The 13417-nt window shown below is 35.8% G+C and carries 10 protein-coding genes; 8 read left to right on the forward strand and 2 right to left on the reverse strand.

What is annotated here, in order from left to right:
• Positions 1-451 precede the first annotated feature (451 nt).
• Positions 452-1327, forward strand: a complete 876-nt coding sequence (locus ATS72_RS16495) for a DNA replication terminus site-binding protein (protein ID WP_058429296.1) — start codon at positions 452-454, stop codon at positions 1325-1327.
• A 63-nt stretch (positions 1328-1390) separates the two neighbouring features.
• On the opposite strand, the gene ATS72_RS16500 is transcribed toward ATS72_RS16495, so the two are convergent.
• Positions 1391-2605, reverse strand: coding sequence for a hypothetical protein (locus ATS72_RS16500; RefSeq protein ID WP_058429297.1), 1215 nt, complete (start codon positions 2603-2605; stop codon positions 1391-1393).
• A gap of 775 nt (positions 2606-3380) precedes the next feature.
• On the opposite strand from ATS72_RS16500, the gene ATS72_RS16505 reads away from it, so the two are divergent.
• From ATS72_RS16505 to ATS72_RS16535, 7 genes are all read left to right on the forward strand, one after another.
• A complete protein-coding gene (locus ATS72_RS16505) occupies positions 3381-4619 on the forward strand; it encodes an AAA family ATPase (RefSeq protein WP_058429298.1) in 1239 nt (412 codons plus the stop codon).
• A gap of 15 nt (positions 4620-4634) precedes the next feature.
• Complete coding sequence (locus ATS72_RS16510) at positions 4635-5597, forward strand: hypothetical protein (RefSeq protein WP_006793245.1); 963 nt, start codon at positions 4635-4637, stop codon at positions 5595-5597.
• A gap of 424 nt (positions 5598-6021) precedes the next feature.
• Positions 6022-9168: a DEAD/DEAH box helicase gene (locus ATS72_RS16515; RefSeq protein ID WP_058429299.1), complete on the forward strand. Its 3147-nt coding sequence runs from the start codon at positions 6022-6024 to the stop codon at positions 9166-9168.
• 667 nt (positions 9169-9835) lie between these two features.
• Positions 9836-11302, forward strand: coding sequence for a DNA recombination protein RmuC (gene rmuC, locus ATS72_RS16520; protein ID WP_058429300.1), 1467 nt, complete (start codon positions 9836-9838; stop codon positions 11300-11302).
• 124 nt (positions 11303-11426) lie between these two features.
• Positions 11427-12008 carry a hypothetical protein gene (locus ATS72_RS16525; protein WP_058429301.1) on the forward strand — a complete coding sequence of 194 codons (582 nt, stop codon included), beginning with the start codon at positions 11427-11429 and terminating at the stop codon, positions 12006-12008.
• A 53-nt stretch (positions 12009-12061) separates the two neighbouring features.
• Positions 12062-12514, forward strand: a complete 453-nt coding sequence (locus ATS72_RS16530) for a GNAT family N-acetyltransferase (RefSeq protein ID WP_058429302.1) — start codon at positions 12062-12064, stop codon at positions 12512-12514.
• Positions 12515-12569: 55 nt separating this feature from the next.
• Positions 12570-12977 carry a hypothetical protein gene (locus tag ATS72_RS16535; protein ID WP_058429303.1) on the forward strand — a complete coding sequence of 136 codons (408 nt, stop codon included), beginning with the start codon at positions 12570-12572 and terminating at the stop codon, positions 12975-12977.
• Here ATS72_RS16535 and ATS72_RS16540 read toward each other — a convergent pair.
• The gene (locus ATS72_RS16540) at positions 12974-13378 is read right to left on the reverse strand and encodes a MerR family transcriptional regulator (RefSeq protein WP_058429304.1); all 405 of its coding nucleotides are present in this window, start codon (positions 13376-13378) and stop codon (positions 12974-12976) included. The two genes, ATS72_RS16535 and ATS72_RS16540, sit on opposite strands and share 4 nt — an antisense overlap.
• Between the last annotated feature and the right edge of the window lie 39 nt (positions 13379-13417).

Raw genomic sequence — 13417 nt, forward strand, 5'->3', positions numbered from 1 at the left:
ATATGTATATATTTCATAAATTAGCTTAATCAAACTATTATTAAAACCATTTATTATCAGTTAATTACACCTATAAATGTTAATTTCATAGAGTTCGAGAACACTAAGCTTAATACCAGATATTATATACAGAATAACAAGGAACACATCATACTTAACTTACAACAATTGTATTCTAAACTTTACAGTTAGATTTTAAAAATTATAATCATGAGGATTGTATTTATATTTATATATGCTATCGGAGCACAACCTAGTTTAAGCGGCCGAGCTATAATATTAATAATATCTAATATAAATAATAGCTTATATGCCAAACAGCAAAGAACACATCATACTATATTTGTAATCAATGTTTATCTTAGCAACAATAAATTTTGTAAAGATATAGCTAAAAAGGCAAAAGGTTAGTATCATTTCTGATTAAAGTAAGATGTGTTCTTGGTGTATGATGGTCTCTAAAATAAAAATAAGAAGTCAGTTTGATTTAATGAGTGAGCTTACCTCATTGTTAATTGATGAACTCAAACAATGTGAATACTCAAAAGCTGAATACTATAAATTGCCTGAGGTTCTTACTAGTGAAGAAAATAATGTCCCGCAAAGTATATCCGTTTCAAAACTAACGGGAGATAATGCCCTACGAGCTATTCTTAATTCATTTACTGATATGTATACAAAGTCAGGGTTAAGTAGCCGAGTACTTAAAAGGCATCCTGGTTTGTTAGTTATAAAAAATGCTAATAAGCAGGCACTCAATGATAGGATTAATCAGGTTAATAAAGCTAAAGCAGCATTTAAGGAATGTATTCTAAGTATTGATAACAACGACGCTCGTTTTGAAGCTGTTCATAATGCAGTACCAAATTTAATTACTTTAGCTGCATACAGAAAAATACACAGTGAGAGTGAATCACCTTTTTCTGTTAGATTTACATGGATGCACAAACATGCAACTAAAACCCTCACTAAAAAGATGGCTCTTGAAATGTTGAGTAAATCTGCAGGTTATACAAATCCAAGAATGATCGATCAGCAAAAGTGGCAATCTCTAGTCGCTCAAGAACAAATGAGGATTGCTAGCTTAGGTGAGAAGGAAAAACTAAGAATAAGACGCCCTACTCGAGTTAGTCCTCAAGTAAATATCAGATACACTGCACAAAATCGTTACCACGTTAGTGCTGCATTACCATTTATATTAATAAACCCAGAGCCCGATGTTAAAATAGGAACCTTACCAGATTACGAAAAGCCAGAAAGTCATCCTCGAAAACGAGATTATGATTTCCTGGTTGATAGGCTTTACCTTGAACAAGTAACAAATTAATTATGTTAAAAAGGCCACATTTAGTGGCCTTTTAGTATTTGTATAGCAAAGATAAATAATAAACTATTTTTCGACTATTTCTTCTATTTTATCTTCATCTATTAAAACGGCATTTTCAACTATGCGTTTACCGCCTTGAATTTCTATACGTTTGTTATGCTTATTCAATGTAAGTATTTCATCACAAAATTGATCTGACGGATGCATTTCATAGGTGTAATCTATAATATTACCGGTCTTATCGTCTTTAACATTGGTAATGCTGTATTCTGAAATGGCACCCTTTTCTATAAGGTCTTTCATGGTAGTTGTCATATCACGACGTAATGCTTTTAATTTGTTTTCTGTTATGTTGTCGGTTGAATATATCGAACCATATTTTTCCATAATAGAAAGTAATCTAAAATGATATGTTTTACCTGGTGCCGCGTAGCGCCATAAATGATACAAACGCAGCATCATCCAACGTGATAAACCACGCTTTAGTTCTTGTGCACTGTTAAAATAATAACCTTTATATTCTAAGTTATCGATCATGTTATGAACGAAAGCATTTAAACAGGCAACACATTTAACATTACCGCCCTGACCTTTTTTCCCACTAAAATGCAAAGACGATAAAAAATTCATGTTTGACTCGTAGAATGAATCATCAATATCTGAATTTTTAGTATCTGTTGCAGAGTATTTAAATGAAAGTTTTGACCCTTGAAGTGCTTCAAGTGATTCTTTAATCGCAGGATATGGCATGGACTGACCAACGGCTTTAAGTTCTTGTGCTAATTCGTTCATCGAAAAAACAACGGCATATTGAATACCGGACTTAAAATTTATTTTTACTATTTTACCTTTTGAGGCTAAACGGATAAGAGCTCGTTCTACTTTTTCTTCTCTATCTGATGGCCATACTAGGTATTCAATATCTTCACCGTCTTTGCGGGTACTAACAACAGCGGGTGTTATTTTTATTTCGCCATCGTATAAAATACCATCTACTTTTTCTGATATTTTACGTGTAATGATTGTTTTTTTAGGCGCTTCTTCTAATGGAAGTTTTTTATGACCCGATCGAACAAAACGTCCCCATAAATCGTAATGATTAAATGTATTTGAATAGGCACGTAAACCATGAGCTGCATTCTCAATAGAAATGCGAACATCTTTGTTATCTGTAAATAGTGCTAAACTTTCATTATCAACTGCACTCTCCACCCCGTGAATTTGGCCTCTTAGTGTATCAGGCAAGTTATCTACCGAGATGTTGACCTTTCGGCTCATTGTTCTTATTTCCATTTATTATTGCGACAGCTAATAACAACACATAAAACAAAAAAAGTTAAATGTTTAAGTTAGTATAAAAGTGATCTGGCTCTAATTAATCTCCTCAGATCAGTTTTATACTAAGTACTAGCATTTTTCTTTAATTTAAGATCATTATTATACTAACACGTGCATTTCAAATCTCATTTTTACTAACTCAGTTATAAATTTGTCCACTGCTATGCTAAATTTAGACTGCAAAGCACGACAAATTTGCTCTTTTTCATACTAGCCTGTGGATAAGGACTTAGTTAGTTAGCATAGATCTGATCTGTACTTACTACAGATCAGATCTATACCAATTGATTACTGCTTTTTCTACATTGAACGGTGCATAACATTCTAATTTACTTAGTAAAAGCATGATCTTAATCGACCTATTTGTTCATAACCTTAAGGGTAAGCTGTGCATAACTATAAAATTTATTTAGCAGTTAATAAAATGCTGATCTGTTAGTTATTAAAGATCTGATCTTAACCACGTATAATGCTGATCTAACTTTTTATAGTTTATTTATATTTATCATATAGTTAAACTACACTTTTAACCTCTTAACCTTTATTACCTTATATATTTAACCACCTTTAAACTTCTTTATTTATACTAAGCAATATTAAAGGTGTAAATTTATATTATGATGTCTTCTTTTTAAAAGACATGTCGTCATAAATAGTTGTTTACAGGTATTTGAATGGACATTATACTAATTGCTTAACTTTGAGGAAGGAAAGTATGTCAATTAACAATAATGCGCTTGATACCTATCGACTCTTAAAAGCAACTGCCGAAGTTGCTGAAAAGTCATTAGAAGGACGTATTCAACATTATCGCGCTCATCTTAAATCAGAAGAAAAAGAATTAAGAACATACACCCAAAAAGCAGCCGCTGATTTATTAGGATGTAACAATCGTACACTAAAACGTCGTCATGATAATGGCGATTTTGACGATTTGAATATTAAACGGGGCGCTAACGGCCATTATGCTTACACATTGGTTAATATATTTGCAATGGCAGATATTATGGACATAAAGCCAGATCACCGTTCTGATAATGATAAACTACAAGTTATTGTTATTAATTCACTCAAAGGGGGCTGTGGCAAAACAACCAGTATGGTTAATATTGCAGCGGCACTTGCCACCACTAATATTAAGCGATACCGAATTGGGATTATAGATTTAGACCCTCAAGGTTCTTCATCTAGTTTTTTCCCATCGAGTGAGCACGATCCCATTACTGTCGGAGATCTAATGCGCGATTGTATCGACTTAGACGACGGTGAAACCTGGCCAGAATTTGTTTCAAGTTCATTTTTACCAACACATATTCCTAATATTCGTGTTTTACCTTCAGGTATGGATGACTTTTACTTTGAACACGAAACCGCAACTTTACTCAAAGACACATCAAATTATGAAGAAACACGTCATTATCATAAATTACTCGAAAAAGTAATTGATCCGGTAAAAGACGAGTTTGACATATTACTAATCGACACTGCCCCTACCCTCAACTTTATGTTTTATAATGCATTAATGGCATCTACAGCTATGTTAATTCCTGTTCATCCAGAAGCTGTTGATTTTGATGCTAATAATAAATATTTAAAACGTTTAGGTGAGATTTATCATACTGTTGCCGCACTTGGCCATGAAGGTTGGGACTTTATGCAGTTTTTAGTTACTAATTACGTAAAAGGTAACCATTCACAACGTGACATTGTTAAAGATGTACGTAGTGCTTTTGGTCGCCAAGTAATGAGTTACCCAATTAACCATAGTTCAGCTATCACGGCGAGCTCATCATCGTTTAATACCATTTTTGATCAAAAAGCATCAGACAGTTTAGCAAGTCGCGAGTCTCTTATGCGAGCACAAGAAAATATTAAAGACGTTGTTGACGAACTTGAAATGCTGATCCGATCAAACTGGCAGTCTACTCAATCAAAATTAAATACACCTAAGTAAGGATGTTAAATAATAATGGCTAAAAAACGTAAAAACGACACCCGCTTAGACCCATTTGCAACAGCTGTAGGAAATAGCAGTCTTGATGCGCTTTTAGAACAAGCTAATGCTGGCGATGTAATTAAAATGCCAGCACCGAGTGATTCTTCGCGACAAATTACCCTTGTTTGTAAAGTAATCTCACATGCTGATATTGAAAAAACGACTCATGTTTATGGCAAAAACCGTCGTGTTCAGTCGCTTTTAAACGAAAAATCGGTGTCGGATATTCTTCCTGCTATTCGTGAAGACGGACGAAATCAGCATCCTGCTCTGCTTTGGGAGCAAGGAGATACAAGTTTAGTACTCGCTGGTTCTCGCCGCAGAATGGCGTGTATTTTAGGTAATGCAGATTATCTTGTTTTAAGTTCAAGCGATTTCACAGAGCAAGATGCTAAAATTTTAGCTGTTTCGTCTGACCAATATATAGCACCCAGCTTGTGGGAATTAGGTCAAGCTTATCAACAAACCAAAAACGAACTTCTTGAACAAGGTAAAAAAGGATCGTATCGCGAAATTGCAGCCATTGAAGGTGTATCCCACACAGCAATTGCAGATGCAATAAAAGCGTATGAGCAAATACCGTCTTCTGTTATTGCTTTGTACCCAACAGCAAATCACGTTGGTAGAGAAGTCGCTAAAAAGCTTGTTATTGCCAAGGAGCGCGATGCTGAGAGCTTTAACCAGTTAGTAGCTAATGTTGCTAGTAACACTGAGGTAAACGCCATCACAAGTGACGACAAGCGTGCTATGGCTATCACTAAGTTATTGACTGCTGAACCTCAAGCACCTTCAAAGAAAGAAGCGGTGTTGGAAAACGAGTATGTAATGTTGCAACGAAATTTAAAAAGTGGCGATGTATCGATTAAAATTAATAATAAAGTGATGACAGACAAACGTTTAGAGCAGCTGACTAAGTTATTAAGTGCATTTAATTAGTTAGTAAAATAACGATCTGCTAGGTCCTGTCAGTTAGTTAAAACATGATCTAGCAGTCTGTCTAGTTAGTAAAAATTTGATCCATGTTCGTGTTGTCATAGCGATTTTACTTAAATAGCATTAATGAGATCATTTTTTTACTAACTATTTTCCACTTCCCAGTATTTTTTCTGTCATTAGCTTATCTCTTAGTAAAATTATGATCTGTAAAGCCCCTACGCTGTGTGTAAGGTGTTTATATTTTGTTTGTTATTTGTGGGTTACTGTTTGTTTTTTTATTACGCTGCTGTTTAACATCATAAACCGAATTTTTACTAACCTATCAACTCCAACCAGTTTACATTACAGTGAATAGTGCTTTAGCTCAGCGCTTATAAGGCATATACTGGGAAAATTATTTTAAAAAATTAATCCTTTGAGTGACATGTCTGCTAACTTATCAAAAAATGATTTACTGGCTATTTTTGAAGAAATTAAAAATGAGCAGGCTACCCAGTTTCCTCTTTCTGAGCGTTTTATAAATAAACTGTTTAAGCCAAATGTGTTGGCAAAGGGTAAAGCGTATTATAAAAATGGTAAAATCGCCTGGTTAGAACATAACAGTGACTTTTCGGTGATAGACTCAACCGTTCAAAGTGATACCGGCGCCTCTTATAATCAGCGAATTGAGATCAGTAAATTACCAACGGGTTATTCTGTTGATACCCACTGTACCTGTAATATCAAATCAAAATGCCTACACCTAGCAGCCATTTTGTTAAAGCTTAAAATTGAGCACTCCGGTGAGTATGGCGAAGACTATTTTATAAATGATTGGTTCAGTGAATTAAGTACACTCAAAAGTACCGAATCAACAACACCGTCTCAAGTATTACTTTTTGTGTTAAGTGTTGAAAATAAAAAAGTATTTATATCTCCTAAAATAGCTAATTTCGATAAAGATCAAAATTATACCTTAGGGCGCAATCTAACAGACCAGCAATTAAATAGCTTTATAACGCCAAATGATTTACTTGAAAGCGACTTTAGACTTTATAGTTGGATTCGTTCACAAAATGCAGTTGGTAGTCTCGAGTTAAAAGGTCAATGGGGATTTAGTGCGTTACAGCAGTTGATTGCAACCGAGCGCTTATTTTTGCATCGTTCTCGAACTGCAATAAAGCCTCAAAGTGGCCAGGCGCTTAGTTTTAATTGGCAACAAGAAAAAGAGCTTACAAAATTAGTCGTTAATTTAGAACAAAGTAAAAACTGGGCGGTACTCAAAACTACACCTCCTACATACCTAGACCTTGACCACTTAAAAGTTGGCCGTATACGCACACCGTTAAGTGGCGATGAAATAGCCCACTTACAAACCATGCCTGCAATACACAGCCCTAATTTCGACCGTATTTATAAACAGCTTGCAGATAACTTTGGTGCGGGTGTTATTCCCCATCCGACCAATACGCAATCTGTTTTACCGCATACAGCAAGTAATGCAGTAATTAAAGTTTCTATGGAAGAGGCTGGTTTAAGGCTATCTTTATCATTTAAGTATAAAAATAAACATTACCCCGCAGGTACAGCGCCAAATAATTTAATTAACAGCGCGTTTGAAAACACAGTAACCAATGAGCTTGTTAATTTAGGTTTTGAGTTTTGTAAAGGGGGTTTACAAAGTGAGTTTACTTTTAATAAGCAATCAGCAATTCATTTGCACTGGTTAACTTACGAGGTATTTCCGAGCTTTAAAGAGCATGGTTGGAAAGTAACTGTTGGTAAGATGGATATCGTCAATCCGCAAAGTGAAGTTACACTGATTGCTAATAGAGCTGCAGGGCATCAAATGCACTGTAAAGTGCTTATTAACAGCAGTAAGCTTGCACAATTGTTTAGCAACGAAGATTCACTTTATCAATCGTTAAATCGACAAAGTCAGTTATTTCATTACTACCCTGTTGGCCGCCAATTTGGTGTTATTAATAAGTCAGCCATGAACGTTTTGTCTGATTTTAAGCAACGTTTTGAGTTTGTAAAAACACGTGACGAATTCAATATACCGCTTTCGTACTTGCCAGAACTTGTAAAACACACTGCAATTAATGTTGAGCTGCACGACGACTCACTCGAGCTCTATCTTGAGGAGCTTAACAATACACATAAAACAATGCCGAGCGTATCGTTGCATGGTTTAAATGAGTCTGTCGAACTTAGAGAGTATCAACAGCAAGGTGTTGATTGGCTTAGTTTTTTAAAACGCCACAAACTTGGTGGCATCTTAGCTGACGATATGGGGTTGGGTAAAACACTGCAGGTCATTGCGTTTTTAACGAGTACGTACAATCGTCCGCAGGCAGGTCCTACACTAATCGTGTGTCCAACCAGTTTAGTGAGTAACTGGCAAAACGAAATACTTAAATTTACCAAAGGATTAAAGGTAACCACCATATTTGGGTCTAATCGTAACGAGCCACTGCAACACCTAGCGCAAGCACAGTGCATACTGACTACTTACCCTTTGTTAAAACGGGATATAGCTTATTACTCACCGCTTTTTTTTGAAAATATAGTGCTAGACGAAGCGCAATATATTAAAAATGACACGGCGCAAGTATCTCGATTGGTAAAACGACTTAATGCTGATTTTAAATTGTGCTTAAGCGGTACCCCAATCGAAAACAACTTGCTTGAACTCAAGTCTTTACTCGACTTTGCTATGCCCTCTCTTTTAGGCTCTCAGGCTCATTTTAAACAACATTTTCAAACGCCTATTGAGCGTGAGGCCGACATGCAGCGTGCAGAGCAATTAAAAGCACTCATAATGCCGTTTATACTGCGCCGAACAAAAGCACAAGTGGCGCAAGAACTGCCGCAAAAAACAGAAATAACTAAAGAGTTTGAGTTTGAGCCTAAACAAAAAGAAATGTATCAAGGGATAACACGTGCCCTTGAAGAAAAGCTCATTGATCTATTTGCTGAGCAAGGCGTTCAAAAAAGTAAACTTGCCTTTTTAGAGGCTTTACTGAAGCTAAGACAAATTTGTTGTCATCCAAAGCTCATTGAACCCGACACACAAGCCGGGTCTGCCAAATTAGAATGGTTATCTACTCACCTCCCTTTAATGCTAAGTTTGGGGCGTAAAGTAATTATATTTAGCCAATTTACATCAGCATTAGATTTAATTGCAAAGCAATTAAGTGAGTTGGATATTAACTTTAGTTTATTAACAGGCCAAACTCGCCATCGCGATAAAGTTATAGATGAGTTTACCAGTGGCAAAACGTCTGTTTTTTTAATTAGCTTAAAAGCAGGCGGCACTGGGCTTAATTTAACGCAAGCCGATACGGTTATTCATTTCGATCCATGGTGGAACCCCGCAGTAGAAAAACAAGCCACCGATCGTGCCTATCGTATTGGGCAAACAAACCCAGTTTTTGTTTATAAGTTGATTATGAGTCATTCAATTGAACAAAAAGTATTTAAAATGCAAGAAGATAAACAAGCACTTGTTGATGCATTATTTACAGACAAATCAATGAGTTTTACACAGTTCGATGAGCAACAAATGCTGTCACTTATAAAAAATTAATTTATTTTAAAATTAGTGCGATCTTTTTTGAACTTATTTAACTGCAGGGCGTCTACTATTACGCTTGTTGATTAATTGCAGTTAACACAAGTTTTCATGTTGATTCCCTATTTAGTTACTAATTTTTAGTAATGATTAAGCCAGTTCATTTTGAACTGGCTTTTTTTATGCCTGTTTTTAGTGTTTAGTTGGTTATTAGTCGGGGCTTAAGTTATTTAAATTAATTTGATCTTTTTTTTGAACTTATTTGAACGCACGGCGTCTACTATTATGCTTGTTGATTAATTGCAGTTAACACAAGTTTTCATGTTGATTCCCCCCCATTTAGTTACTTATTTAGTAATGATCAAGCCAGTTCATTTTGAACTGGCTTTTTTTATGTTTAATTTTTACCGTTTAATGCTTTATTTGCCAAAGATCAGTTTTTTAAAATAATTTGATCTTTTAATGAACTTAATTCAAAACAGGGCGTCTACTATTGTGCTTGTTGATTAATTGCAGTTAATTCAAGTTTTCATGTTGATTCCCCTGTTGTGTTACTTATTTAGTAATGGTTGAGCCAGTTCATTTGAACTGGCTTTTTTTATGGCTGTTATTTGTTACCCCCTACTTCTACTCAAACTTATTCGTTATGATGGCATGTCCATAAATTTTATAAGTTTATTTTATGATTACTCAAATACTCACCCAAATTGATTGGGTAAGCACAGCAGCAGGGTTTACGGCAGGTGTTGTGCTTTATAGTGTTATTGGTATTTTGCCTCGCAGAAAATTAAAAAAAACAATTAACGAGCAACAACAGCAACTCTCTTTATTACAAAGTCAGTTCGATAACAAAGCTGAGCAACTTAGCGCCTTACAAGATGAACATGAGTTGCTTGAGCATAGCCACCAAGAACAACGCGACGAAGCGCAGCATTTTAAAACGCGCTGCAGTGAACAAGAAAAACAAAGCATGCAATACAATCAGTTTTGGCAAAAAGCCGAAACCGAAATAACGCAGTTGCGTGCACAATATAATCAACGCGATGTAGAGCTTAACTCCATGCGAACTATGCTTGAGCAAAAGCAGCAAAGCTTTACTGAGCAGTTAGCTCAAATAGAAGAAAGTAAAAACGTACTTAAAAAAGAGTTTGAAAATTTAGCCAATAAAATCCTCGATGAAAAAACCCAAAGCTTTAAAGTGACTAACCAAGAAAGTATTGAACAACTGCTTAAACCCGTTCAAGGTGAGTTAAAAGGCTTTAGAGATAAAATGGAATCAATTCATGTTGAGGACTTAAAACAGCGTGCACAATTAAAAACTGAGCTTTTACATTTACAAGCCAAAAGCCAATCCATCACAGAGCAAGCCGATAAGCTAAGTAACGCCTTACAAGGGCAAAAGAAAACCCAAGGTAACTGGGGCGAACTCATGCTTGAAAACGTGCTTGATAGCGCAGGCTTACGCGCGGGTACCGATTACAAACGCGAGGTCTCGTTTAATACCGAGGACGGTCGTTTGCGCCCAGATGTTGTAGTGTACTTACCACAAGAGCGACATTTAGTTATAGATGCAAAAACATCCCTTAATGCCTACACCCGTTATGTAAATGCTGAAAATGAACTTGATGCTAATCAAGCTATTAAAGAGCATGTAAATGCAGTTACGGCTCGAATAAACGAACTAGCCAGTAAATCATATGACCGCCTCCCGGGATTAAATTCACCAGAGGTTGTCATTATGTTCGTACCTATAGAGTCAGCCTTTGTAGAGGCGCTTAAATATCAAAGTGATATTTATCAACAAGCGATAGAAAAAAATATTCTGGTCGCTACTCCCACTACGCTGTTAACCAGTTTAAATATTGTTAAACAGCTGTGGCGTTTTGAAGAGCAAACTAAATATTCAAAGGAACTGGCAAATCGTGCAGAGCGCTTTTACAACAAATTAAATGGCTTTTTACTCAGCATGGAAGGTGTTGGTAAACAATTAGACCGAGCAAAAGAAAGTTACGACAAGGCCTTTTCTCAGCTTTACAGAGGTAAGGGAAACTTAATTAAACAAGCCGCCGAATTTAAAGAGCTTGGTGTATCTGTTCAAAAAGAGTTGCCCAACGAGAGCGTAGAGCGAGCACAGTTAGAGTTAGATTAGTCCTTTTAGCTTTATAAAAGCGCTTACAAATTGTAAGCGCTATTGCTCACATTTTTTTCAGGTCAATACACCTAATTATTTGGCTAAAACACACATACAAAAATCAATAAAAGGAACAACGCGAATGAACGCTAAATTTATTATTTTTGCCTTAAGCCTATTAAGCTTTTTTGCTCAAGCTTCAAATGAAAAAGCGTATCAGCCAACAGAAGCTGATTATAGTGAAGGGGAAAAGTGGGTATGGAAATATAAAGGGGTAACACCTAGCAATGAAATACGTGCACAAGGCACCGATACTAAAAAAATAGTCAGCAAAAATGGCGCACTTAGTATGTTAACGGCTAAGGGATCTACGTTACTAAAGGTATTAACAAAACCAAATAACAGCAAAACCTCGCGTTATTATTGGCCGTTATATGTAGGCAAAACATGGGTATTTGAAGAGCACTGGGAAAGCGAAGATGGCACCAAAGGCTCAACAATTCAAAACGCTAAAGTTGTCTCTTTTAAAGATGAAAAAGTAGAAGCTGGCACATATAAAGCCTACACCATTGAGTACACGGGTAAAATTACTAATTCGAGAGGCTATTCAGCCGACACACAAGACATACACTTGTATGCACCAACACTAAAAACATTCATTAAGTTAACTCAGCGTCAAAAAGGGTATTTATACGTTGAAGAGCTAATTGAATATACCAATTAATAATTCATTTTTCCAATCGCTGCAGTATCTAAAAATAAATAAGTGAAATTAAAATGATCACTCAACTAAAAAATGCAGTTCCTTCTGTTGCCGAGCAAATTTATAACGTTTTTCAATGTGCTTATAAAACAGAGGCCCTGTTAATAAAGGCTGAACATTTTCCTCCTCTTAGCAGAACGCAGCATGCCATTGTGCGCAGCAACGCGCTATTTTATGGTTTTTATTATGAGAGTACGCTTGCGGGGGTTATAGAAATTACAGTAAAAAATAAGTGCTTAAGTATCGAAAGCTTAGCAGTGCACCCTTACTACTTTAAAAAAGGAATCGCAGGTAAGTTAATTGCTCATGCGCTTACTTTGCATACGTATAATAAAGCTATAGTAGAAACTGCTGTAGCAAATACGCCAGCAATAAATTTATATAAAAAACATGGCTTTTCTGAATATAAACAATGGTTGCCCGCACATGGTATTTTAAAAACAGCAATGCAGCTTGAAGTTCACTAACAAAATATGTGATTAAGTTTTCCGCTTTAATTAATAAGCCTGATAGGAAGAAAAAATGACAAAAAATAAACTAATTAAATTGGGTTTTATTATGGCTGCAGCCATGAATATAGGTGGTGTTTTACTGTTCTCACGGTTATTTACAAATTCCATAATAAACGAACTAGACCCTGTTGTTATGTCTAACTTTGGTTTGTTAATGATTGTTATATGGGGTTTAGCATATTTGGCTAGTGCTTTTATTACCTCCAATATAAAGTGGTTAGCTGGCGCTTTCGTAATTGAAAAACTGGTTTATGTTGTTGCTTGGTCATTATGGTTAGCAAACAATAACCTTGATGACGTTTACGATAAAGATTTATTCGCGGGAATTTTTTACAGTATTTACGGTATCAACGATTTTGTGTTTATGCTGTTTTTTGCTTGGGTATTCTTAACACACATCAAAGCGCCTAACCGTTAAAACTGAACCTCATCCAATAAATCACTCATTTGTTGTTGTGTTAAACATTGCCCATTTGACCAGCTTGCATTTAGTTGCGTGACTAAATCACCAATACGCTGCGACTTTTTTTGCAGCTGAGCAATCAGCGCATTCGCTTCGTTTTGCTTTTGCTGCAAACGCTCAATAATAACAGTGTGATCCAGATCGTTTTCTGGCGTTTTTAATGTTGGTATCTCCTCTAACGAAAACCCTAAACTTTGTGCAAACTTAATCATTTTTATTTGCTCAATGCTTGAATGCTCGTATTGCCTATAACCATTACTGTTGCGGCTGCCTTTTGGTAATAAACCTTTGCCTTCGTAATAACGAATTGTACTGGGGGCAACGCCAACAAGTTTTGCAAGCTCACTTATTTTCATAGTGGTCCTAAATTAGTTATAAATACTGCCTTGACCTTA

Source organism: Pseudoalteromonas sp. 13-15 (assembly GCF_001468205.2).
In the GTDB taxonomy this organism is placed as follows: Bacteria; Pseudomonadota; Gammaproteobacteria; order Enterobacterales; family Alteromonadaceae; genus Pseudoalteromonas; species Pseudoalteromonas marina.